This is a genomic window from Streptomyces rectiverticillatus, from assembly GCF_013394065.1.
GTDB lineage: Bacteria > Actinomycetota > Actinomycetes > Streptomycetales > Streptomycetaceae > Streptomyces > Streptomyces rectiverticillatus.
The window spans coordinates 7277648-7300441 of record NZ_CP040752.1; the positions used below are offsets into that span (position 1 = coordinate 7277648).

Annotated in this window: 16 protein-coding genes and 1 pseudogene; 8 read left to right on the top strand and 9 right to left on the bottom strand. The window is 72.7% G+C overall.

The window, feature by feature from the left end; translation table 11 throughout:
- The first annotated feature begins 137 nt into the window (after positions 1–137).
- The 3 genes from FGW37_RS31515 to FGW37_RS31525 all read left to right on the top strand — a co-directional run bounded on the left by FGW37_RS31515 (position 138) and on the right by FGW37_RS31525 (position 1668).
- Positions 138–341: a cold-shock protein gene (locus FGW37_RS31515; RefSeq protein WP_030365760.1), complete on the top strand. Its 204-nt coding sequence runs from the start codon at positions 138–140 to the stop codon at positions 339–341.
- Between the two features lie 325 nt (positions 342–666).
- Positions 667–972 (top strand): SCO5918 family protein, encoded by a 306-nt coding sequence (locus FGW37_RS31520; RefSeq protein ID WP_179084191.1) that lies wholly within the window; start codon positions 667–669, stop codon positions 970–972.
- A gap of 168 nt (positions 973–1140) precedes the next feature.
- The gene (locus FGW37_RS31525) at positions 1141–1668 is read left to right on the top strand and encodes a hypothetical protein (protein ID WP_179084192.1); all 528 of its coding nucleotides are present in this window, start codon (positions 1141–1143) and stop codon (positions 1666–1668) included.
- 36 nt (positions 1669–1704) lie between these two features.
- On the opposite strand, the gene FGW37_RS31530 is transcribed toward FGW37_RS31525, so the two are convergent.
- On the bottom strand, positions 1705–2358 hold the full coding sequence (locus FGW37_RS31530) for a TetR/AcrR family transcriptional regulator (RefSeq protein WP_179084193.1): 654 nt from the start codon (positions 2356–2358) through the stop codon (positions 1705–1707).
- A 115-nt stretch (positions 2359–2473) separates the two neighbouring features.
- Between FGW37_RS31530 and FGW37_RS31535 the strand changes: the two genes are divergently transcribed.
- Entirely contained in the window at positions 2474–3028 is a 555-nt protein-coding gene (locus tag FGW37_RS31535) for an NADPH-dependent FMN reductase (RefSeq protein WP_179084194.1), read from the top strand.
- A gap of 16 nt (positions 3029–3044) precedes the next feature.
- On the opposite strand, the gene FGW37_RS31540 is transcribed toward FGW37_RS31535, so the two are convergent.
- The 6 genes and pseudogenes from FGW37_RS31540 to FGW37_RS34285 form a co-directional block, all read right to left on the bottom strand.
- On the bottom strand, positions 3045–3278 hold the full coding sequence (locus FGW37_RS31540) for a hypothetical protein (protein ID WP_179084195.1): 234 nt from the start codon (positions 3276–3278) through the stop codon (positions 3045–3047).
- 204 nt (positions 3279–3482) lie between these two features.
- Entirely contained in the window at positions 3483–3956 is a 474-nt protein-coding gene (locus FGW37_RS31545; protein WP_179084196.1) for a hypothetical protein, read from the bottom strand.
- A gap of 283 nt (positions 3957–4239) precedes the next feature.
- Complete coding sequence (locus FGW37_RS31550; protein WP_218650620.1) at positions 4240–4884, bottom strand: LuxR C-terminal-related transcriptional regulator; 645 nt, start codon at positions 4882–4884, stop codon at positions 4240–4242.
- On the bottom strand, positions 4875–6695 hold the full coding sequence (locus tag FGW37_RS31555; protein WP_246430664.1) for a sensor histidine kinase: 1821 nt from the start codon (positions 6693–6695) through the stop codon (positions 4875–4877). Before FGW37_RS31555 ends, FGW37_RS31550 begins: the two co-directional genes overlap by 10 nt.
- A 183-nt stretch (positions 6696–6878) precedes the next feature.
- Complete coding sequence (locus FGW37_RS31560; protein WP_179084198.1) at positions 6879–7697, bottom strand: serine/threonine protein kinase; 819 nt, start codon at positions 7695–7697, stop codon at positions 6879–6881.
- 40 nt (positions 7698–7737) lie between these two features.
- Positions 7738–16246 (bottom strand): annotated as a pseudogene (locus tag FGW37_RS34285) (type I polyketide synthase).
- Between the two features lie 149 nt (positions 16247–16395).
- Here FGW37_RS34285 and FGW37_RS31570 point away from each other — a divergent pair.
- From FGW37_RS31570 to FGW37_RS31580, 3 genes are all read left to right on the top strand, one after another.
- The gene (locus FGW37_RS31570; protein WP_179084199.1) at positions 16396–17442 is read left to right on the top strand and encodes an ABC transporter permease; all 1047 of its coding nucleotides are present in this window, start codon (positions 16396–16398) and stop codon (positions 17440–17442) included.
- Positions 17443–17762: 320 nt separating this feature from the next.
- Positions 17763–18497: a transglycosylase SLT domain-containing protein gene (locus FGW37_RS31575; RefSeq protein ID WP_179084200.1), complete on the top strand. Its 735-nt coding sequence runs from the start codon at positions 17763–17765 to the stop codon at positions 18495–18497.
- 199 nt (positions 18498–18696) lie between these two features.
- Positions 18697–19245: a DUF4232 domain-containing protein gene (locus FGW37_RS31580; RefSeq protein WP_179084201.1), complete on the top strand. Its 549-nt coding sequence runs from the start codon at positions 18697–18699 to the stop codon at positions 19243–19245.
- 36 nt (positions 19246–19281) lie between these two features.
- Here the strand turns inward: FGW37_RS31580 and FGW37_RS31585 are convergent, their stop codons facing one another.
- Positions 19282–21066, bottom strand: a complete 1785-nt coding sequence (locus tag FGW37_RS31585) for a protein-arginine deiminase family protein (RefSeq protein WP_179084202.1) — start codon at positions 21064–21066, stop codon at positions 19282–19284.
- 260 nt (positions 21067–21326) lie between these two features.
- Here FGW37_RS31585 and FGW37_RS31590 point away from each other — a divergent pair, with 260 nt between their 5' ends.
- Positions 21327–22094, top strand: a complete 768-nt coding sequence (locus FGW37_RS31590; protein ID WP_246430667.1) for an HNH endonuclease family protein — start codon at positions 21327–21329, stop codon at positions 22092–22094.
- Between the two features lie 131 nt (positions 22095–22225).
- On the opposite strand, the gene FGW37_RS31595 is transcribed toward FGW37_RS31590, so the two are convergent.
- Positions 22226–22741: a GNAT family N-acetyltransferase gene (locus FGW37_RS31595; RefSeq protein ID WP_179084203.1), complete on the bottom strand. Its 516-nt coding sequence runs from the start codon at positions 22739–22741 to the stop codon at positions 22226–22228.
- Positions 22742–22794 lie beyond the last annotated feature (53 nt).

A 22794-nucleotide genomic window follows, 5' to 3' on the forward strand; every position in this document is an offset into this window, starting at 1 on the left:
AGTGTGTCCGGTCGGCCTCCAGCCGATGGGAGCGCTTATTTGTATTTCCGGCTTTTCTTTTCCGGACGGGCAATCATCTCGGCGATGCGGGGCCCGCGCAGTGCGGTCCCCGGGTAACGCCCCGAAGGAGATTTATTATGGCTACTGGCACCGTGAAGTGGTTCAACGCGGAAAAGGGCTTCGGCTTCATTGAGCAGGACGGCGGCGGCGCCGACGTCTTCGCCCACTACTCGAACATCGCCACCCAGGGCTTCCGTGAGCTTCAGGAAGGCCAGAAGGTGACCTTCGACGTCACGCAGGGCCAGAAGGGCCCGCAGGCGGAGAACATCCTTCCCGCCTGACGCCTGTGCCTGACGCCCCGCGTCTGACGCGTTGACGTAGCTGGGGCCCGCACTTTGGGTGCGGGCCCCAGCTCGTTGCGTTTCCGGGCGGTTTTTCCGCTCCGCTCCCGGCTCGGGCCGGCCCCCGCCGTCCCGTGGCTCGCTATTTTCCTCGGCTCGTGTGCCGGTGATTGTGATTCCTGGACGCGGCCCGTGCCGCAAAGAATTTCTCGATATGTGCTGGACCGAGGAATAAGGTTCTGTGGTGTCCGGCGTTCCCGCCGGCGCCGCACGTCCCCCGGTCGGCAGCCCTGCCCCGGATCCCCTCCCACCCCGTTGAGGCACTATGCGCTGCGTCATTGCCCGCTTCCCCTTCGACTTCGTCAAGAGCGAGGTCGAACAGATGATGAAGGGCATCGCGCCCGAGCCCGTCGACGGCGCGTGCGTGATCATCGGCCGCCGCACCTACCCCGTCAAGCAGGTGGGGCAGGTGATCACCAAGCAGGACCGGCGTGATTTCACCGCCGGTGAAGTGACCCGGGCGCTGACGCGCCTCGGCTTCACCTGTCACCCCGCGGCCCCCGTCCCCGCCCGCAACCCGCTTCAGGCGACGTCACCGCTGCCCCTGCCCGGGAGCCTGCCGCAGATCTGAGGGCGCCTCACGGCTCGCAAAGGGAACGGCCCGGCCGCCCGGCCCGGCCGTTCCTGTAGGGCGCACGCCGTCAGAAGTGGATCTCCTTGCAGGCGCTCTCGCGCCGGCGGAACAGCCTGTTAAGTTGGCTTGTTCTGTTCGGCAGTCGAGGGGAAATTCGTGCGTAAGGTGGCAAAAACCGTAGGTGCGGCGCTGATTGCAGCGGTGCTGATGACGGGTTGCAGCAGCGGATCGGACGGCGAGGGCGGGAAGGGCGACGCCAAGGCCGGGGACAAGTCCGCGGCGAAGCCTTCGGCGGACGGTTCCCGGAAGCCCGGGGAGGACGGCACCAAGAAGCCGGAGCAGGGTGGCGCCAAGCAGCCGGCCCAGGGCGCCGGGGCCGCCGACCTGGACGGCATATGGAACCAGCAAAAGGGCTACAACATCGTCCGAGTGACGATTTTCGGGGACCGCGGCATCTCCGACTCCGACAAGGGCGTCTGCAGCGGTCCCGCACAACGCTCCGGCACGACAGTGAAGTTCGACCTGAAGTGCCCCAGCCCCGGCAACCCGCGCACCAAGGGCACCGCCACCCTCGTCGACGGTGGCAAGACCCTGTCGGTCAGCTGGGAGGGAGGTCTGACGGAGACCTTCACCAAGGACCCGATCAAGGTCGAGATGCCCAAGATCGACGTACCCAAGATCGACGTCCCGTAGAGGCCCGGGCGGGCCGGTTGCCCTCGGCGCCCGCCGTCAGCGCTCCGCCCCCAGCCGCGTGACGAGGTCGTGCCAGGCGGCCTCCAGGCGGTCGAGCGGCATGCCGCGCTCGACGCTCAGGTAGTGGACGAGGGCGGTGTCGAGGCAGCCGAGCAGCGTGTGCGCGAGGAGCTCGGCGTCGCCTTCCACGCCCGCCTCGCGCAGCAGCATGGCGATGTGGGCGACGCGCAGGCCGTACGCCGGGACGCTGTAGGTGCGCAGGGGGTCGGCCCGGGTGGCCAGGATCAGTTCGTGGTGATCGCGCTCGTGGCGGATGAGGGCCGGCCCGAAGGCGTGCAGGCGCTGCGCCGCGGGGGCGCCGGGGCCCAGGGGCGGGGGACCGGAGAGGAAGGCGGCCTGGAGCTGCTGCTCGCGGTGGTCCAGGAGCGCCAGCAGCAGTCCGGTGCGGTCGCCGAAGCGCCGGAAGACGGTGCCTTTGCCGACCCCGGCGGCCGAGGCCACCGCCTCCATGGTCAGATTCGCGGCTCCGCACTCGATCAGCAGGCGGGATGCCGCCTCCAGCAGCCGGGTGCGGTTGCGCGCCGCGTCGGCTCGGAGCTGCGGGGCGTCGCCGGCCGGGAGGAGGGTGAGTTCCTTCCGGCCGTCCGGGGCGCCGGACGGCGGCGGCGAGGGGGGAGTGGAGCCGGTCATGGGCCCAGCGTAGCGCCTCGGGGAGATAACTGGACCGCGGTCCGGATAAGTGGCACAATCTTAAACAGGACCACGGTCCGGTTTGCTTTCCGTCATCATTTCCCTGGAGTTCCTCATGTCTGTCCGCATCCTTGCGCTCGTCGGCAGCCTCCGCGCCGGGTCCCACAACCGCCAGCTCGCCGAGGCCGCGGTCAAGCTCGCCCCCGAGGGCACCGAGGTCGAGATCTACGAGGGCCTGGCCGACGTGCCCTTCTACAACGAGGACCTCGACGCCGAAGGGGCCGCCCCGGAGGCCGCCGCCCGCCTGCGCGAGGCGGCCGCCTCCGCCGACGCCCTCCTGCTGTTCACCCCCGAGTACAACGGCACCATCCCCGCCGTGCTGAAGAACGCCATCGACTGGCTGTCGCGCCCGTACGGCGTGGGCGCCATCGTCGGCAAGCGGGTCGCCGTGACCGGCACCGCCGCCGGGCAGTACGGCGGTGTCTGGGCACAGGACGAGACCCGCAAGGCCGTGGGTATCGCCGGCGGCAAGGTCCTGGAGGACGTCAAGCTGGCGGTTCCCGGCTCGGTGACGCGTTTCGCCGAGACTCACCCGGTCGACGACGCCGAGGTCGCCACCGCGCTGACCGAGGTCGTCCGGAGTCTGGCGGACGCTCCCGTCGCGGCCTGAGCCGACGTGGGCTGGGTCAGCGCTTCGGGCGCCTGACCCAGCCCTTCTTGACCAGCTGGTCGCAGTGCCACTTGCCGTAGCGCGCGCTCTCCCCGTGCTTCTTGGCCGCCTTGAGGCAGTCCTCGTACGAGAAGGGCGGCTTGGCGGAGGTCGCGTGCTGGGCGAAGGGTGGTGCCGAGACGGGTTGGGCCACCGCTGCCGGTGCGGCCCATGCGCCCGCCATCACGACCACGGCCAGCACGAAGTTCATCCGACGCACAGCGTCCTCCGCTTCTCGCTCTCGTTGGGTGATTCCCGTGCCAGAGGCACTTGTCATCACCCAACGAGAGCACGGGCCGGCGGAAACGCTTCTCCGCCGTCATTCACCCTCAGGCCTCAGAGAGGCCCCGGTCGGGCCGGGCCGCCCCGCCATGCTTCCCCCGTCGGACGGCCCGGCGGCTTGAACGGCTCCGCCTCAGACCTTGTGGTAGGCGCGGGCCTCGATCGTGTGCGGCTTACCGCTCAGGTAGATCCGCATGTAGTGCTTCTGGTTGGGCGAGGCGCGGAAGGTGTCCACGTTCATCCAGTTGCCGGTGCAGTGGCCCCAGCCGCCCTTGGCGATGACCTTCTTGTCGCTGCTGCGCACGATGTCGATCTTGAGCTTGGTGCCGTCGCCCCCGTTCCAGCAGCGGGCGTGCACGCCCAGCGCGTTGCTGCGCGGCACGAAGTCGCCGGTCGCCCAGTACTTGGTGGGGGAGTGCTTGTACGGGCCCCAGATCCGCTTCCAGCTCGCCTGGACGCCGTGGCCGGCGCCGGTGTCGAGGTCGGCGGTCTGCGTGACGACGCTCCGCGCGGCCTGCTCCGCCTGGGCCGAAGGGGCGGTCACCGCCAGCCCCGCCCCGAGGGCCACCGTTGCCGTTGCGACAGCAAGGCTCTTGCCTGCCTTCATGGCTTCCTCCCGTTGAACGTGCTCTCCGTAGGAGAAGGGAAGTGCGGTTGCGGGGCCCCGAGTCCGGGGCTGCAACCGGCCGTTCTGCGCCGGTTTCCGAACCCTTCGGCCCGTTCCCGCGCTCCCCTTTCGGTGCTCACCATTCAAGGCCCGGCCCGCCGTGCACACATCAGGGCCAGCCCTGAAATGCGCGCCCGGCGCGCCCGGCCTCCACGGACCCGCGGTCAGCAGCCGTCAGCCGCCGGCTGTCAGCAGGCCGTTGCTCCTTGCGCGGCCGAGCACGTCACCCGCGCAGATACGACAGGACGGCCAGCACGCGCCGGTGGTCGGTCAGGCTCGGCTCCAGGCCGAGCTTGGCGAAGATGTTGCGCACGTGCGTCTCGACGGTCTTGCCGCCCACCACCAGCTGCTCGGCGATCGCCTCGTTGGAACGCCCCTCGGCCATCAGCGCCAGCACGTCCCGCTCCCGGGGGGTCAGCTCCTCCAGTGCGCTGCCCGCCCGCCGGCGGTGCAGCAGCCGGGACACGACCATCGGGTCGATCACCGACTCGCCCGCCCCCACCCGCTTGATGGCGCCGGTCAGCTCCTCGATGTCCGCGATCCGGTCCTTGAGCAGATACCCGAACCCTCGCGCGCGGCGGGCCATCACCTGCACCGCGCTGCCGGCCTCCACGTACTGCGACAGCAGCAGCACCCCGACCTGCGGGCAGCGCCCGCGGATCGCGCACGCCGCCCGTACGCCTTCGTCGGTGTGGGTCGGCGGCAGGCGGATGTCGAGCAGGGCCACGTCGGGCCGTACCCCCTCCACCAGCTGCACCAGGTCCTCGGCGTCCCCCGTCTGGCCGACCACCTGCACCCCTGCCTCGGTCAGCAGCCGCACCAGGCCCTCGCGCAGCAGTACGGAGTCCTCGGTCACCGTCACGCGCACGGCAGCTCCACCCGGACCCGGGTCCCGCAGCCCGGGGGACTGTGCACCTGCAGGACGCCGCCGACCGCGGCCAGCCGGTCCGCCAGCCCCTGCAGCCCCGATCCGCGCGCGGGGTCCGCCCCGCCCACCCCGTCGTCGGCCGCCTCCACCACCAGCAGCCCCTCGCACTGCCGTGCCGACACGCTGACCGCCTGCGCCTGCGCGTACTTCGCCGCGTTCGACAGCGCCTCGCACACCGCGAAGTACGCCGTCGACTCCACCAGCGGCGGGTAGCGTCGGTCCTCCACCGAGACCACCACCGGCACCTGCGCCTGTTCCGCGAGTGCGGTCACCGCCGGGCCCAGACCCTCCCGGGTCAGCACGGCCGGGTGGATGCCGCGGGCGATGCCCCGCAGGTCCTCCAAAGCCATCCGCAGCGTGCGGTCGGTCTCGGCGACCGTGTGCCGGAGCCCGCCGTCCCCGGCGTCCGCGAGGCGCGCGTCCAGGCGCCGCAGCGACATCAGGGCGAAGACCAGCCGGGTCTGTGCGCCGTCGTGCAAATCCCGCTCCAGGCGCCGGCGTTCCCGGTCGGCCGCCTCCAGGATGCGGGAGCCGACCGCACGGGACTCCCGCCCGCGGGCCGCGGCCTGCGAGCGCAGCCGGGTGTTCTCCAGGCACAGCCGGACCGACGCGCCCACCGCGGTCAGCAGCTGCGGGTCCTCTCCCAGGGCGGCGTCGTGCACCAGCACCGCCGAGGGCCTCTCCCGGCCGTCCACAGCGGTGACGCTCCTACCCGACCCCGGATACGGGCCGCGCAGCGCCCGGCCGGCCGGGTCGAGGTAGCCGCCGGCCTGCTCCGACCACAGGCCCAGCCGCAGCGAGGGATCGCCGAGCAGGCGCGCCAGGACGTCCTGCAGCCGTCGCGGCGTCGGATCGGCGCCCACCTCGATCACCACACTGCCCACCGCGGCGCGGCGCAGCCGCATCCGCAACAGCCCCACCAGGAACGTCACCGGGACCGCCATCTCGCTCAGGTCCGACAGCAGCGCGGGCGTCGACGCGGCGGGTCCCAGCAGTCCGGGCGCGGCCACGTACAGCACCTCCCAGCCCACCAGCGCCAGGGCGACCAGGAGCGCGATCCACGCCGGCAGCAGCGCCCGGCGCCTCGCGGTGCTGCTCGCCCGCCAGTTGCGCACCAGCGCGACGACGACCACGACGGTCAGCAGCGCACCCGCCCACCGGTAGACGAGGTCGATGCCCTCGAACAGGTCCCGGCCGGGCCGGAACAGGAAGGCATTGGGGCCGCAGTCGCCGCACGTGAGATAGGTCGCGTCGCCGTCGGCCGACGGGTCATAGGTGACGACGCGCAGCAGCCCGCCCGCCGCCACGAGCAGATAGCCGCCGGCGACCACGCGCCGGGCGAGGACGGTGGTGAGGCGGCCGTCGGGGAAGACCAGCAGCAGATGCGCCAGCACGGCCAGGTTCAGCGCCTCCCACCAGGCGCCGAGGGCGAACAGCAGCGGCACGCTGGTCCCTTGCAGATTGCCGAGGAACCACGCCACTCCTTCAGCCACCATCAGCCGCCCCGTGCGGTTGGCCGGGCGCCGCCACCAGGCGATCAGCCCGGCCCCGGCGAACGTCCAGCCCACCGCCAGATCGCGGAGGATGTCCGCCTGCGTGGCGCCCGCGTGACCGTAGGCCCAGGAGCCCGTACAGCCGGCCGCAACGGCAAGGGCCGCCGCACCCGCGACCGCCCGCCCGGGCCTGCCGCCGAGTCCGACCCCCGCACTCCCGCTCCCATAGGAGCCGGCTCTGCCCAGAACCCCACCCACGGGCACCACCATAGGGCAGGCCTCCCGCCGGTCAACGGAACCACGAGTGCGTGTCCTGCGCCCGAACGCTCTTTTGCGGAGGGGGCGTTCACGCTCTCAGAGGATGCGGATGCCCAGGGGGCCACGGGGCCGACTGCGGCGACCTTCGCGGCAGCTGTCGCCGCGCGCAGGGCGCGCCCGGGGTCATGCCCGGCCGGCGGCATGCCACGCTGCGGCGAACCGGCGGACCGATGCGAAACGCCGCCCGGGTTCCGCCCGGGTGGCGCGGTGCAGCACGCCGAGCCGAGCCGGGCCGCCGCGCCAAGCGCGTTCGTCGTCACCTGCGTCGAGCAGCAGCCGGGCGGCGCGACCGAGCGTGAAGACGGTGGTGCGGGCGTCGATGGTCGCGCCGCGCTCGTACTCCTCCGGCGCCATGAACCGCCGTGAACCCGGCAGCCGGTCCTCCTCGAGGACGAAGGGGCCCGGGCGGTACTCGTCCAGGTCGACCAGACGCATGGTGTTGCCGGTGAAGTCGTACAGCAGCGCGCCGTCGTAGAAGTCGACGGCCACGTAGCCGGCTTCCTCCACGGCGAGGTGCGCGCTCAGGATCCGTTCCCACGCGCGCGTGACGAGAGGGAGCGGCAGCGCCCGGAAACGCGCCATGGCGCTGCCCGGCGCGGTGCGGTCCGCGGCGCCGCCGGCAGTGGGGTGGTACAGGACCTCGCCCTCGTGCCACGGCATGACCACTGCCCAGTTGCCGCGCACGGCGATCCGGTGGACCTGCGGGACGATCACCGGGTGGCTCACGGCCCGGTGGAAGGCCCACGCCCGGCAGAGGGAGAGACACGCGCTCCCGGTGGTGCCTTCCTTGACGAACCACCGTTCTCCGCCGGGCAGCCGGACGCCGTAGGACACGCATCCCGAGTCCTGATCCCGGAAGGCGGTGAAGACCGTGCCGGCTCGTTCGAGATACGCCTCTACGGAGGGGAGTTCAGCGACGTCCAGTAACGGGTGAAGGGCCATCAGGCCATCGTTTCACCGACAGGATGACGGTTCCCGGCGTCTACCCGCCGGCGGGGGTCCGCGTACTGCCGAGCCAGGACCGGATCGCGTCGGCCGTGGTGCGGGCGTGTTCTTCGAAGAGGGTCCAGTGGTCGCCGGGAACCTCCACGGCGGTGTGCGGCGCAGGCCAGGACGGCTTCCGGGGGCCGCCGCCCTGTGTCCGGCTCCCGGCGCCGGGATGCGCGGGTGGGAGCGGCTTCCTGGCGTGGATCAGCAGCGTGGGGACGTCCGTCGGTTCGGGGTGCCAGCCGCGGGCCATGCGGGTGTAGGCGCCCAGGGCGGCGATCGACATGTCGTCCACGGCGGTGTCGAACCGCTCGCCCAGCTGGAGGGGGAGACGGGCGGGCATCGCGAGCAGCCACGGCTCCTCCTCGCGGTCCGGGGTGACGTGGTAGGCGTCGGCGATGACGAGGCCGGCCGGCGGCGTGCCCGTCGCCGCGAGCCGCGCGGCGACCGAGTGGGCGGGGTAGCCGCCCATCGAGTAGCCGAGGACGGCGTACGGGCGGTCGCCCAGGTGCTTGCGCACGGTGCCGGCGTGCAGGTCCACGAGGGTTCGCCAGTCGCGCGGGACGGCGTCGCCGTGCGCGGTGCCGGGGTGCCGGATCTCGAGGACGTCCCGCTCGCCGGCGAAGGAGGCGGCCAGCGCGGCGTACCAGGGCCTGCCGAGGCGGGGGGAGAAGGCGGGGAAGCACACGAGTGCGGGACCGCCGGTGCCTTCGGCCAGCGTGAGCGGGGCGAGCTCGTGCCGGGAGGCTTCGGAGGGGCCGAAGGAGGGCAGGGCGAGCGAGGCGGTCACCAGCATGTGCATCGCCGAGACGACGTCGCCCGTTCCGCACACCCGCCGGTAGAGGGAGGCGAGGGTCTGCGGCGGCCGTGCCCTTCCGCGCGGGGCCGGTCCCGCGGCGGCGACGGCGGCTTCGGGCGGCGGTGTCGCCGGGATGCCGCGCAGTTCCTCGTACAGATGACCGGCCAGCTCCGCGACGCTGGGCCGGTCGAACGTGACGGTGGCGGGCAGCGGCAGGCCGGTGAGCATGCCGAGGCGGTTGCGCAGCAACACCCCGGTCAGGGAGTCGAAGCCCAGCTCGGTGAAGGGGCGTCCGGGCGCCACGGCCGCCGCGTCCGGGTGGCCGAGAACCGCGGCGACCTCCGCGCGGACGAGCTCCAGCAGCGCGGGCGTCCGGTCGGCCTCCGGCAGTGTCGCGAGCCGCTCCCGCCAGGACCCGGCCGCGTCTTCGGGTCCGGTGTCCGCTCCTGCCGCGGGTCCGGTGCCGTTCCCGTCGTCCCCGCCGTCCTCGGGCCCGGCGGTCGGGCGGGCCGGGCGGATCGGGCGGGCCGGGCGCAGTATCCCGCGCAGGGGAGGCGGTACGGGCGGCCCGGCGGGGCCCGCCGGCCGGGAACGGTCCGGCAGGAGCGGAGCGAGCACCGGCTCGCCCCTGCCCAGCGCGGCGTCGAACAGCGCCAGCCCCTGCTCGGGAGAGACCGCGCGCAGCACGCCGCCCATGGCCCGCTCGGCACCGTCGGTGCGCGCCGCCATCCCCTCCCCGCCCGCCCAAGGGCCCCACACGAGGGAGAGCGCGGGCAGGCCGAGGGCGGTGCGGTGGTGGGCGAGCGCGTCCAGGAAGGCGTTGGCGGCTGCGTAGTTGGCCTGACCCGGGTTGCCCAGCAGCCCGGCCGCCGAGGAGAACAGGACGAAGTGCGACAAGGGCAGATGCCGCGTCAGCTCATGCAGGTGCCAGGCGGCGTCCGCCTTCGGCCGCAGCACCGCCGCCAGCCGCCCGGGCGTCAGCGCCTCCAGCACGCCGTCGTCCAGCGCTCCGGCCGCGTGCACGACGCCGCTCAGCCGGTGCGCGTACTTCTCGACGACGGCAGCCAGCCGGGTACGGTCGGCCACGTCGCACGCGATCACGTCCACGCGGGCGCCGGCCTCCTCCAGCGCGGTCTGCAACTGCCGCGCCCCGGCCGCCTGCGGGCCCCGGCGGCTGACGAGCACCAGATGCCGGACACCGTGCCGGGCGACCAGGTGCCGTGCCAGCAGACCGCCGAGGGCTCCGGTGCCGCCGGTGAGCAGGACGGTGCCGCCGCGGCCTGCGAACCCGTCTCGGCCCGCGAACCTGTCTCGGCCCGCGAACCCGTCAGCCGTGGGCGATCCGGTGGCGGAATCGGCGGGTGAGCCGATGAGTGAGCCGTGAGGTGAGCCGTGGGGTGAGTCGGCAGGTGAGCCTGTGGGTGACGGGGCGTCGGCGTCGGCGTCCGCCAGGCGCGGGACGCGGACCGCTCCGTCGACGAGGGAGAGCTGGGGCTCGCCGGTGGCGACGGCGGTGGGCAGCAGGCGCAGCGACTCGGGCTTGCCGTCGGTGTCGACGACTGTCAGACGCCCGGGGTACTCCGCCTGTGCGGAACGCGCCAGGCCCCAGACGGCGGCGGCCGGCAGGTCCGGCACGGGGGAGGTGGCATCGCGGGTCACCACCACGAGCCGTGCTCCAGGTGCCGCCGGCGCGGCGAGATGCGTCTGCAACAGGGCCAAGGCGCGGGCCGTCAGACGGTGCGTCTCGGCGGCGGGGTCCGTGGCCGAGGGACCGCTTTCCTGCGGCGCAGCGAGGGAGACCACCACCGTCTCGGGGGCCTGACTCCCTCGTTCGGCCGGCGTGGCAGACAGCACGGAACGCAGGCCCAGGTCGTCCGGTGCTGCCACGGACAAGGGGATCCCCTCGCCCTCGGCCGGAACGACGGCCCACCGCAGGCTGTACAACCCTCCGCCGCCGTTCACGCCCACGGCTGCGGTGCCGGTGGCGTCCGGCAGCGGACGGGTGGTCAAGGACTCCACGCGGGCCACCGGCTTCCCGGCGGGGTCGGCCAGGTCCACGGCGACGGTGTCCGTACCGGTGGCCTGTAGGCGTACGCGCAGGGCCGTGGCCCCGACGGCGTGTACGGTCAGGCCGCGCCAGGCGAAGGGCAGCCGGGCGGGACCGGTGGACGGCGCGGCGAGGAGTGCCGCGTGCAGTGCGGCGTCGAGCAGGGCGGGGTGGATGCCGTAACGGCGTGAGTCGGCACCTGCCGCTTCGGGCAGCCGCACCTCGGCGTACACCTCCTCGCCCGGCCCTCGCCAGGCGCACGTGACGCCCTGGAACGCGGGGCCGTACGCGTGCCCGGTGTCCGCCAGACGCTCGTAGGCACCGGTCAGGTCCACCGGCACGGCGGCCGGGGGCGGCCATGCGGCCGAGGCCCGGTCCGGGCGCTCGCCACCGGCCCCGGAGGCCGGGCGGCCGAGCCGCCCGGTCGCGTGGTGCGTCCAGGGACCCAGTGGCCCCGAGTCCTGGGGGCGGGAGTAGGCGTCGGCGGTACGCCGCCCGGAGGCGTCCGGCTCGCCGAGGACCACCTGTACCTGGATGCGGTCGCCGGAGCCGGGCAAGGCCAGCGGGGCCGTCAGCACGAAGTCCTCGACGGTGTCCAGACCGCAGGCGTCGCCCGCGTGGAGCACCATCTCGGCGAACGCGGCCGCGGGTACGAGAACACGCCCGGCGACGACGTGGTCGCGCAGCCACGGCTGGGCCGCGGTGGAGAGGTCGCCGGTGCACAGGAGCCGCTCCGTGCCCGGGACGGTGGTCATCCGGGGCAGCAGCGGGTGGCCGTCCCGTACCGCAGGATCCGGGACGGGGGAGGGGGTGGCAGGGGCGGCAGGGGCGTCCAGCCAGTAGCGCCGCCGCTGGAAGGGGTACGTCGGCAGGTCCACCCGCCGGGCGCCGCTGCCCGCGTACACCTGGTGCCAGTCCACGGGCAGACCGTGTACGTGCAAACGGCCGAGCGCGGCGAGGAGCGCCTCCGCCTCCCGGGCGCCGTCCCGTGCAGTGGTGATGAACACCGGCCCGTCGGCCTGCGCCTCGGCCCGCCCCTCGGCCGGCTCCTCGCTGTCCGCGGCAAGACCGGCCACGGCGGCAGCGGTCAGCTGTGCACCGGGTCCGACTTCGGCGAAGGCAGTCACCCGTTCGTCGTGGGCGAGACGGTGTACGGCGTCCCCGAAGCGCACGGTTTCGCGGGCGTGGCGCACCCAGTACGCGGCCGAGCACAGGTCGTCCTCGGCGGCCGGGCGCCCCGTCAGCGTCGACATCACCGGGATCCGCGGCGCGCGATACGTCAGCCGTGCCGCCACACGCCCGAACGTATCCAGCATCGGTTGCATCAGGGGTGAGTGGAAGGCATGGCCGGCCCGCAGCCGCGTGGTGCGGCGCCCCCGCGCGGCGAAGCGTGCCGCGACGGCGAGCACGGCGTCCTCGTCGCCGGAGAGGACGACCGACCGGGGGCCGTTCACCGCCGCGACCGCCACACGGTCCGCCCAGCCCGTCCGGTCCGCCCAGCCCGTCCGGTCCGCCCAGCCCGTCCGGTCTACCCAGCCCGTCCGGCCCGTCAGCTCCTGCTCCGCCTCGTGTTCGGAGGCCTCCAATGCCACCATGGCGCCGTTTCCGGGCAGCTGCCGCATCAGCCGGCCCCGGGCCGCGACCAGCTCCACGGCGTCCGGCTCCGACAGGACACCTGCGACGTGAGCCGCCGCGAGCTCCCCGACGGAGTGCCCGGACAGGACGTCCGGCCGTACTCCCCAGGACTCCAGCAGCCGGAACAGTGCCACCTCGAAGACGAACAGCCCGGCCTGCGCGAAGTCGGTCCGGTCCAGCAGAGCGGCGTCCTCGGTGCCGTCCTCCGCCCACAGCACGGAGCGCAGGGGCCGCTCCAGGCCTTCGGCATCGAACCGTTCGCACAAGGCGTCGAAGGCGGCGGCGAACGCGGGGAAGGCGCCGTGCAGTTCCCGGCCCATGCCCGGCCGCTGCGCGCCTTGTCCGGAGAACAGCAGGGCCAGTCGCGCGGTGGGGTTGGCAGGCCTCGCTCGGGTGCCGGCTTCGGCGCCGGCACCAGGGCCGGTGCCGGTTCCGGCTGCCGCCCGTGCGTCCAGAGCGCTCAGCAGTGCCTCGCGGTCCGCTCCGGTCACCGCCGCCCGGTGGGTGAGTGCGGACCGGGTCGTGGCCAGGGAGAACGCGACGTCCAGCAGGGCCGGCCGGGGCCGCTTCCGCAGCAGAGCCGCCACCTGCGCGGCCTGAGCGCGCAGAGCCTGCGGGTCCGCACCGGACAGCAGCAAGGGCGGCACCGCCCTCGGACGCCCGGGGGCGGTGGCTGCGCGGCCTTCCGTTCCCGCTTCCGTTCCCGTTGCGGCTTCTGTTCCGGATTCCGGTTCGGTACTCCAGGAGGCCTCTTCGAGGATGACGTGGGCGTTGGTCCCGCCGATGCCGAACGCGGACACCCCCGCCCGGCGCGGACTGCCGGGCGCCGGATGCCATTCCTCATCCCGCGTCAGCAGCCGTACGGTGCCCGGCGACCAGTCCACGCGGGGCGACGGCTCTTCGCAGTGCAGGATGCGCGGGCAGGCATCCGTGGTGCATCGCAAGGACGGTCTTGATGACACCGCCGACACCGGCCGCGGCCTGGGTGTGCCCGATGTTGGACTTCAGCGCACCGAGCCACAGCGGCCGGCCGGGGGGCCGCTCCTGCCCGTACGCGGCCAGCAGCGCCCGGGCCTCGACGGGGTCGCCGAGCGCGGTACCGGTGCCGTGCGTCTCTACGGTGTCGATGTCGGCCGGGGACAGCCCGGCGTCGGCCAGGGCCCGACGGATCACCTGCTGCTGGGCCGGGCCGCTGGGCGCGGTGAGACCGTTGGAGGCGCCGTCGGAGCCGACGGCCGAGCCACGGAGCAGGGCCAGGACCGGATGGCCGTTGCGCCGGGCGTCGGAGAGGCGCTCCAGCAGGACCACTCCGGTGCCCTCGGCCCAGCCGGTGCCGTCGGCCGCGGCCGAGAACGGTTTGCACCGGCCGTCCGGCGCCAGGCCGCGCAGCCTGCTGAACGCCACGAAGGGTGCCGGAGTGGCCATCACCGTCACGCCGCCGGCCACCGCCAGCGAGCACTCGCCCGACCGCAGCGCCTGCGCCGCCCAGTGCATCGCCACCAGGGACGACGAACAGGCGGTGTCGACCGTGACGGCAGGCCCGTGCAGCCCCAGGGCGTACGCGATACGGCCCGACGCCACGCTGCCGGTCGAACCCAGCGCGAGGTGCGCCTCGAGCGCGTGCGGCCCCCGGTGCAGGAGACGGCCTGCGTAGTCGTCGTGCATCACGCCGACGAAGACGCCTGTGTCGCTGCCGCGCAGCTCCGCCGGGTCGACGCCCGCCCGCTCACAGAGCTCCCAGGTGGTCTCCAGGAGCAGCCGCTGCTGCGGATCGGTGGCCAGCGCCTCCCGCGGGGACATCCCGAAGAAGGCCGCGTCGAAGTCGGCCGCCCGGCGCAGGAAGCCGCCGCGGCGGGTGACGGACGCGCCGAGCCGGTCCGGATCGGGGTCGAAGAGGTTCTCCCGGTCCCAGCCGCGGTCGCCGGGGAGGTCCGAGGTCGCGTCGACCCCGTCCACGAGCAACTGCCACAGCTCCTCCGGGGATGCCACGTCGTCGCGGGATCCCGGAAACCGGCACGCCATGGAGACGATGGCCACCGGCTCCTCGGACGCCCTGCGCGTCCTTCCGCCGGGTGTACGGGCGGCCGGGGCACGGCCGCCGAGCAGTGCGGAGTGCAGGAACTCCGCCACGGCGCGGGGCGTCGGGTGGTCGAACACCAGGGTCGCGGGCAGCTCCAGCCCCGTGTCCGCGCCGAGCCGGTCGCGCAGCAGTACGCCTCCGAGGGAGGTGATGCCGGAGGCACTGAAGGGATGCCCCGGCTCCTGTTCTTGTGCCTGTCCCTGCTCCTGTTCCGGCACGCCACCGGCGTCCGCCGCCCGGGCGAGGACGAGGCGCAGCAAGGCGTCGTGGCGGTCGGACGCAGGCAGGGAGAGCAGTCGCCTGCGCAGGGCGGACGCGGCGTCCTCGCGCGCCGCCGCGAGCCGTTCGGTCAACTGCCGGGCCAGCGCCGGGCGGTCGGTCTTGCCGGAGGCGGTACGGGGTACGGAGCCGGTCTCGTACACCTCGTCGGGCACCTTGAAGCCCGTCAGCCGTTCCCGGCACACGGCGCGAACCCGGTCGGTGTCGACTCCGTGCGGTCCGGGGACCACGAAGGCGACCGGCACCTCGCCCAGCACGTCGTGCGGCCTGCCCACGACTGCGGCGTCCGCGACGCCGGGGCAGCCGAGCAGGACGTGTTCGACCTCGACCGGGCTGACGTTCTCGCCTCCACGGATGATCAGCTCTTTAACCCGGCCGGTGACCAGCAGCCGGCCGCCGTGTGTGCGGCGCCCGAGATCCCCGGTGCGGTACCAGCCGTCCCTGAACGCCCGTGCGGTGTCGTCCGGGCGGTTGTGATACCCGATCATCAGGTTCGGACCGCGGACCCAGATCTCTCCTTCCGCCCCGTCGGCGACCTCCTCGCCACCGCCGGGACCGGTCAGCCGCACCTCGACACCGGGCACGGGCAGAGCGCCGGGGCCGTCGTCCAGAGGGTCGCCGGGCCTGTCGACCGCGATCTTCCCGCACGTCTCGGTGCTGCCGTAGCCGTCGAGCAACGGGGCACCCAGCAGCTCCTCGACGTCCGCCCGCAGCGCCGGGGGACACGGCGCGCCGGCGGTGACGCACAGCCGTACGCCGGACGGCTGCCGCGGCTGCGGCGCGCTGCGCAGCGCCTCCGTGAGCAGGTGGTACGTCGCCGGCACCCCTGCCACGACCGTGCACGACTGCTCGGCGAGCGCCTGCGCGACGCTCGCGCCGCGGTCGAGGAGGCGGGCGCTCGCCCCCACGGAGATGATCCCGAGCAGGCACAGCGAGTGCGCGTAGGCGTGGAACGTCGGCAGCGGCCACAGCAGCCGGTCCTCCCGCTCCAGACCCCACAGCGGGACGTAGGCCGCCGCGACGGACCACAGTGCGGTGCGCTGGCTGGAGACGACGCCCTTGCTCCGCCCGGTGGTCCCCGAGGTGTAGAGGATCCAGGCGGGCTCGTCCAGGCCGAGGTCGTCCCGGGGCGCCCGCCCCGGATCCGTCCCGGTCAGCCGCTCGAAGGCGTACGTGCCTGTGGGTGCCCCGTCCGGCACGGTGTCCGTGCCTGCCACCACGATCCGTGAGTGCAGGCGCGGTCGTGCGGCTCCCTCCGGCCCGGCGACAGGGGACGGCCCGGCGACGGGGGCGGGGTCGACGACGGGGAACGGCCCGGCCTGTTCGGTGATCATCGCGACCGCCCCGCTGTCGTCGAGGAAGTGCGCCAGCTCCGCGTCCGCCGCCCCGGGATCGAGCAGAACGCCTACGGCCCCCGCCCGCAGGGTCGCGAGGAACCCCTCCACCATCTCCACCCGGCTGCCCAGGTGGAGGGCCACTCGGTCGCCCCGCCGCACCCCCAGCCGCGCCAGGTGACCCGCCAGCCGCGCGGTTCGTTCCTCCAGCTCCCCGTAGGTGACGCTCCGCCGCGCGTCCCGGAAAGCGGTCTTGTACGCCATCTGCGCCGCATGCGCCTTGAGCGCATCGGGCAGCGCACGGATCAACTCGTCCTGGATCTCCGCCATCCCCCACCCCTCCGGCCACGGGGCGAAGGACAGCGCGCCCGCTCGCACACCGTACCGAGTGCCGAAGCCGAGAATCAGGGGTGAGCGGCCCGCCCCCCGGGCGGACCACGGGCCGCGCCGTATCCGGATGATCTGCCTATCGTGACCGCATGGGTCGTGACCCCACGGGTGAAGAGGGCTGCTGGTCGGCCTTCCGTCACTCACCGTTCTTCCCCGCCGCCGTGCTCGTCCTCATCGTGGCCGCGGCCGCCGGGCTCTTCGCGGGCTCCTACACCTACGCCATGGCCAATCCGACCCCGCACAACATCCCCACGGCCGTCACCGGGGTCCCCGCGTCCGAGATCAAAAGGGCCGAATTCGTCCAGGGCATGGAAAGGGCGCTGGGAGCCGAGCTCCGGCTGCGTCACTTCGCCGCCTACGAGGAGGCCCGGAACGCGGTCGAGGACCAGCGGGTCTACGCCATCCTCCAGGACCGCCACCACGCGGCCGAGCTGGACGTCTCCGGCGCCTCCGGCGCCACCGTCGCCCAGCTGCTGACCCAGACCGCGCCCCAGGTCGGCGAGGAGATCGGCATCCCCGTGGCCGTGCGGGACATCAACCCCCTCCAGAAGGGCGATCCGCGCGGCCTCGCGCTCTTCTACATCACCCTGGCGTCGGTCGTCGTCGGCTTCGTCGGGGCCATCCAGCTCAGCGTCCACGCCCGCGAGCTCAATCCGGCCGAACGCATCGCCTTCACCGCCGTCTATTCCGTGCTGGGCGGCTTCACCATCGCCGCGATCGTGGACTGGGGGCTGGATGCGGTGCGGCTGCCGTTCGCGGAGTCCTGGCTGATCCTGGCGCTGACCATGTTCACCTCGGGCATGGTCTTCACCATGTTCAACGCGCTCTTCGGGCGGTGGGCCATGCTGCCCACCTGGGGTCTGATGGTCCTGCTGGGCAACCCGTCCTCCGGCGGCGCCGTCTCCTGGCCCCTGCTGCCCTCGCTCCTCGGCGAGATCGGCCGCTGGCTGCCGCCGGGGGCCTCCGTGAACGCTCAGCACACCGCCGTGTACTTCCGGCAGCACCAGCACTTCTTCCCCTTCGCCGTCCTGCTCGCCTGGGCCGCCCTCTCCTGCACGGTCTTCTGGATCTGGCGGCACCGTCACCCCGGCGGACGGGAAACGGCGGGGGCAGCTGCAGCCGCAGCCGCGAGCTGAACCACCCCGCATTTCCGCTGACGCTGTGCGTATTCGTGCTTGCTTTGTGTTGTTTCGGGGGTGGTGGCGTGTGAGGCCGCGCATGAGGCCTGGATCACTTACGAATCCGGTTAGTGGACAGCCGTGGGTGAATGCGGGGGCAGGGCGGGTTTTCGCGGGTCGGCGATGAAGGGGCGTAGTAGGTCACAGCCCTTGTCAGGGGTTTTGGCCGCCGCTAACAATTGCGGGGTCGCTGGGCGCCGTCGACCGAGAAACGGCGCTTGATTTCTGCGCCGCTTCAGGGCCGGGCGACATCCGCGATTGGAAGGTTCAGCTCACTCATGCGCTCCACCGTCTCCGCTTATAGCCGTCTGCCGAAGATTCACAAGTTCTCTGTCGCCGGTATTGCCGCGACCGGTGCCGCTGTCGTCGCGGTGGCCGTCGCCCCGCACGCTTTCGCCGCTGACACGCACGCTGCCCCGGTCGCTGCCGCTGCTGCTGTGGTGAAGCCGGTGGCGTGGAGTGCCGAGGCTTTCGGTGAGACGCAGCAGGCCGAGCTGGACCAGCACGTTGACGCTGCGGCCAAGGCCGGTGCGGATGCTGCTGCGAAGGTGAAGGTGGACGTGGAGCGGGCGGCCGAGCAGGCCGCCAACCGTTCCACCGAGCGCAAGGCCATCGCCGCCCCGGCCAAGCCTGCCGCTCCCGCGAAGCCCGCGGCCCCGGCCAAGCCTGCCGCCCCGGCGAAGAAGGCGTATGCCGACAATCTTGACGGCTGGATCAACGAGTCCCTGGACATTCTGCGGGCGAAGGGCATTCCTGCCTCGTACGAGGGCATCAAGAAGAACGTGCTGCGTGAGTCGACCGGTAACCCGCGTGCGATCAACGACTGGGACGTCAATGCTGTGAACGGTGTTCCGTCGAAGGGTCTGCTGCAGGTGATCGACCCGACGTTCAAGGCGTACCACGTCGAGGGCACCTCGTGGGACATCTACGACCCGGTCGCCAACATCACCGCTGCCTGTAACTACGCCGCTGACAAGTACGGCTCCATGGACAACGTCAACTCCGCCTACTGACCGGCACCGGCACCGATCGGCACCGATCAGCGCACAGCTTCAGCACCACCCCGCACTCGCCGAGGGCGGTGGCACCCCCGCACCAAGGGGGACGCCACCGCCCTCGCCGCATACCCGGGGTCCCCGTGACCCCGGAGGAATGGACGGGCCAAGATGAGGTAGCCGGAAAGCAAAGACGTTCGAACGCTGGAGGGACACGATGTTACGGAGCACCCTGCGCAGGACAGCGGCCACGGCCGTGGCGATAGCGGCGACGGCCGCGACCGCCGCCGCCCTCGGCGGTGCGGCAACCGCCTCGGCCGCCCCGGCCGCCGGGCGGACCCCGACCTGCGACGCATCCGGCCTGCGGGCTTCACTGTCCGACAAGGGAGGCCATCAGCACGGCATGTCCCACGAAGGCACCGTACTGGTGCTCACGAACACCTCCGGCCGCACCTGCGCCCTGCGCGGCTACCCCGGCCTGCAGCTTGAGGACACCCGGCACAAGGCCGTCGACACGAGCACTTCCTGGGGGAGCACCTACTTCGTCCCCGACCCCGGCAAGAGCACCCTCCGCCTGCAGCCCGGCGGTTCCGCAGAGGCCGCTCTGGCATGGGCCCACGCCGACGCCCCGCGGATGGTGGAGGCCGGCTATCTGCGCGTCACGCCTCCGGCGTCCCGCGACCACCTGACGGTCCCGTTCGAGAAGACGGTGACCAACGGCGCTCTCTCCGTGACCGCTTTCACGCGCAGCATCACCGTGTCCTGACGCAGCGGGCCGCCCTCCGCTGCCGACCACCGGCCATTACGTGATCTCGCGGAGGGCGTTCGTGGCGCAGTGCACTTCGCCGCCCCCGAGGTGGGCCCAGGAGAAGTTCTCCACCCAGTGCACCCGCACGCCGCCTGCGGCCAGGGCGCGTTCGGTCTCGGTGCGGAAGAGGTCACGGCCGGCGACCCGCGGGCCGTGCGGGGTGGGGGCGGCGAAGTCGCGGGCGGTCAAGGACAGTCCGTTGGCGAGGGCGGGGGAGAGGGCCATGTGGCGACGCGGCTGCCCCTCGCCCGATTCGATCCTGTAGTAGAGGACCGGGAGGCGGACGATCTCCTGCGGCTTCAGCCCGGTCTCCCGCAGCAGGACCGCGAGTTGTCCGTCGATGTGCCGGGCGGCGTCCTCGTTGTCACCGGCGTGCTGCTCGTAGCGCAGGAGTTCGTCGACGGTCGGCTTGGCCTCCGCGACCGTGTCGGCGAAGAGGTGCTGACCGCCCTCGCCCGCCCGCCGGGCCTGTTTGAGTAAGGCCACGGCCTTGCGGGGGTCGGAGACGGCGAGCGTCCAGCCGCGCGCATTGTCCGCCCGTACGACGTGGACGGTCTCGTCGACGTGGCCGACCAGCAGCCAGGAGGTGTCCAGTACCACCGCGGGCTGCTGCCCCTGGGCGTTCAGCATGCCGACGAACGACGGGTCGGGACGGCGGTCGGCGCTGCTGCCGTAGAGGACCCGGCCCTGCGGATGCCCGGCGTACGGCGGCAGGGACTCGAAGTTGCCCGTGAAGTTCAGCAGTTCGTCGACGTTCTTCTCGCGCCGGGACGTGGGCGTGTACTGCTGGACCACGCCCACATCGGGACCGCGCAGGTCACGGTAGAGGAGTCGTCCGGCGCGGCGAAGGCTCGCGGTGCGGCCGTCGGCGGACGTCCAGTAGTTGGGTGAGCGCAGCAGGATGCGCAGCGTCTGCCGGCCGTGGGGCGTCGTCCTGGTGACGTAACCGGGCTCGGCGATGTCCTGGCGCCAGACGTCCCTCCACCACTGCGCGGTGCCGGGCTGGAACCGCACGCCGCTCTCGGGAAGGCCGGACTCCCTCGCGGCTTTGCGCAGGGAGTCCGCGAACTCCCGCCACTGGCCGGGAGGCCGGGTCGCGGCGGGGACCTCGACGGGCTGCCCCTCGCCGGGGCCCGGAGCGGCGGCGAAGACGTGCTGCGCGCGCTGCAGGTCGTGCTGCAGGAGCACCGGTGCCACGTGCAGGCCCGCCCGGGCATGCCGGGTGATGCCGTGCTGCGTGACGGACAGGGTCACTTCGATCCGGCCGTCCCACCGCTTGCGGTCACGCACGATGTCACGGCCCTCAACGGCCAGTTGTACCCCGTGCCGCAGTTCCTCGGGGCTCAAGCGTCCGCCGGCACCCAGCGCCACGTACTTCCCGTCGCGCATCACGAAGATGCGCGCGTAGGGGCTTTGGGCGGCGGGCAGTGAAACCCGGCCGCCGGCGTGGCCGCTCACGGCTATGGGCGTCACCCTCAGCGGGGTGAGATCTCTGGCATCGGCGGCGCCGTTGACCACCTCGTCCGCGGCGTCGTTGCAGGCGGCGAGCCGCTCGTCGACGGCCACGTCCAGCCGGTCCAGGTCGCCGGGGCGCAGAGAGCAGCGCCAGGCGTCGTCGTCGAGGTTCGGCAGCACGGTGGTGCCCTCGGGCGTACGCAGCTCGGGCCGGACGGGCACGGCGGAGGCCTGGGCGCCGGTGGGGGAGATCAGCGTGGCGACGACGGCCGCACAGGCCGACATGCCGGCCACGGACGTCCGCCTGGTCAGTGGTCTTTTCATGCCTTCACTGTCGCGCCGCCGGGCCTCACCTCACATCGGCCACCGGGTGGAACTCCGGTTGCATCCTTGTGTCCAGCCCAGGGGGGAGCTTCTCCCCTCACGGGTGGAGAACTGCCTCCGGTGCTGGTGGTGCAGGCAGGCATGCCGCATACGGGATTTGCCGTATAAGGACTTAAGTGGCATTTTCATTCTGTTTGTGGATCTGTCTGGCGGGCAGCTTGGCAGCGGAACCTTCCGGCGATGGGCGGGGGATGACGGTAGTGATAAGGCATCAGGTGCGGGTCGGTGCAGGGGTGGCGCTGGTGTGCGCGGCCGGGATGGTGCTCGCAGGCTGCGGCAAGGACAGTAAGGACGGCAAGGACGGCGCGGACGGGGCGAAGTCCCCCGCCCGCAGTACTCCTCCTGCCGCTTCGGCCTCGCCCCCGGGGCAGGGGCCCGGGGACGGGAAGCCGAGCGGCGCCGCGAGCGATGCGGGGCTTCCCGCCCTGTCGTCGTCAGAGGAAGCGAAGAAGCAGCTGAACGGGCTGACGGTGGCCAAGCCCCGGCCGATGACCGGCTACAGCCGCGACAAGTTCCCGCACTGGGCCCAGCAGGGCAACAAGTGCGACACCCGCGAGACGATCCTCGGGCGCGACGGCAAGGGCGTGAAGCGCGATGCGGAGTGCCGGGCGGTCTCCGGCAGCTGGCAGAGCCTGTACGACGGCAAGACCTTCTCCGCGGCCTCCCAGGTCGACATCGACCACATCGTGCCGCTGGCCAACGCCTGGCGGTCGGGCGCCGATCAGTGGACCACGGACCGGCGCAAGGCCCTCGCCAACGACCTCACGCACCCGCAGCTGCTGACCGTCTCGGCGGCGACGAACCGCAGCAAGGGCGACCAGAGCCCCGACCAGTGGCAGCCCCCGGCGAAGACCGCCTGGTGCGCCTACGGCCGCGCCTGGACCTCAGTGAAGTCCACTTACGGCCTGACCATAACGGAGGACGAGAAGAAGATGCTGACGACGATGCTGGGCACGTGCACTTCGTGACCTCGTGACTTCCTGACTTCGTGACCGGGTTGACCTGGTGACCGACTGCCGTCGCCAGGGAGAGGCGGCAGCCGCCGGGCGGGACGTCGTGACGCCCCGCCCGGCGGTTCCTGTCGGACGGCCGGTTCGGATCAGATGCCGAACGGCGCGGCGTAGCGGACGGTACCGGCCGGCAGCGGGTGGCCGGCGTCGAGAGCGAGGGCCATCATGGCCTCGTCCGGGACGTCGATGGTCAGCCCGATGCCGTGGGCCGAGGCCCGCGTGAAGCCGAACCGCGGGTAGTACGCCGGGTGTCCGAGGACGGTGACGAAGCGCTCGCCCATGCCCTTCGCCGCCTCCAGGGCGGCACGAACGGCTGCGGAGCCGGCACCCGTCCCCTGGTACTCGGGGAGCACGGCGACGGGAGCCAGGCACAGGGCCGGGACGTCGTCGATGTGGCAGCGGGTGAGCAGCGCATGACCGACCGGCCTGCCGCGGGTGTCGGTGGCCACGATCGACAGGCCCTCGATCCACGAGGAATCGGTGCGCAGGGCGTCGACAAGGTCGGCTTCCAGCGGTGTGTCGAACGCGGCGAGGACGATCTCGCGGACGGCGGGGATGTCGGCGCTGGTCTCGGCGCGCGTGATCCAGTCAATGCGATGAGTCATGACGGTACGGAGATCCGTTCCATGGTGATGTTCGTACGGATGCCGCCCCGCGA

Excerpts from the sequence above, each read along its gene's own strand:
- FGW37_RS31535 (WP_179084194.1), top strand. The coding sequence starts at position 2,474 with ATGTCTGTCCGCATCCTTGCGCTCGTCGGCAGCCTCCGCGCCGGGTCC.
- FGW37_RS31545 (WP_179084196.1), bottom strand. The coding sequence starts at position 3,956 with ATGAAGGCAGGCAAGAGCCTTGCTGTCGCAACGGCAACGGTGGCCCTC.
- FGW37_RS31515 (WP_030365760.1), top strand. The coding sequence starts at position 138 with ATGGCTACTGGCACCGTGAAGTGGTTCAACGCGGAAAAGGGCTTCGGC.
- FGW37_RS31575 (WP_179084200.1), top strand. The coding sequence starts at position 17,763 with ATGCGCTCCACCGTCTCCGCTTATAGCCGTCTGCCGAAGATTCACAAG.
- FGW37_RS31530 (WP_179084193.1), bottom strand. The coding sequence starts at position 2,358 with ATGACCGGCTCCACTCCCCCCTCGCCGCCGCCGTCCGGCGCCCCGGAC.
- FGW37_RS31570 (WP_179084199.1), top strand. The coding sequence starts at position 16,396 with ATGGGTCGTGACCCCACGGGTGAAGAGGGCTGCTGGTCGGCCTTCCGT.
- FGW37_RS31595 (WP_179084203.1), bottom strand. The coding sequence starts at position 22,741 with ATGACTCATCGCATTGACTGGATCACGCGCGCCGAGACCAGCGCCGAC.
- FGW37_RS31560 (WP_179084198.1), bottom strand. The coding sequence starts at position 7,697 with ATGGCCCTTCACCCGTTACTGGACGTCGCTGAACTCCCCTCCGTAGAG.
- FGW37_RS31580 (WP_179084201.1), top strand. The coding sequence starts at position 18,697 with ATGTTACGGAGCACCCTGCGCAGGACAGCGGCCACGGCCGTGGCGATA.
- FGW37_RS31585 (WP_179084202.1), bottom strand. The coding sequence starts at position 21,066 with ATGAAAAGACCACTGACCAGGCGGACGTCCGTGGCCGGCATGTCGGCC.
- FGW37_RS31520 (WP_179084191.1), top strand. The coding sequence starts at position 667 with ATGCGCTGCGTCATTGCCCGCTTCCCCTTCGACTTCGTCAAGAGCGAG.
- FGW37_RS31540 (WP_179084195.1), bottom strand. The coding sequence starts at position 3,278 with ATGAACTTCGTGCTGGCCGTGGTCGTGATGGCGGGCGCATGGGCCGCA.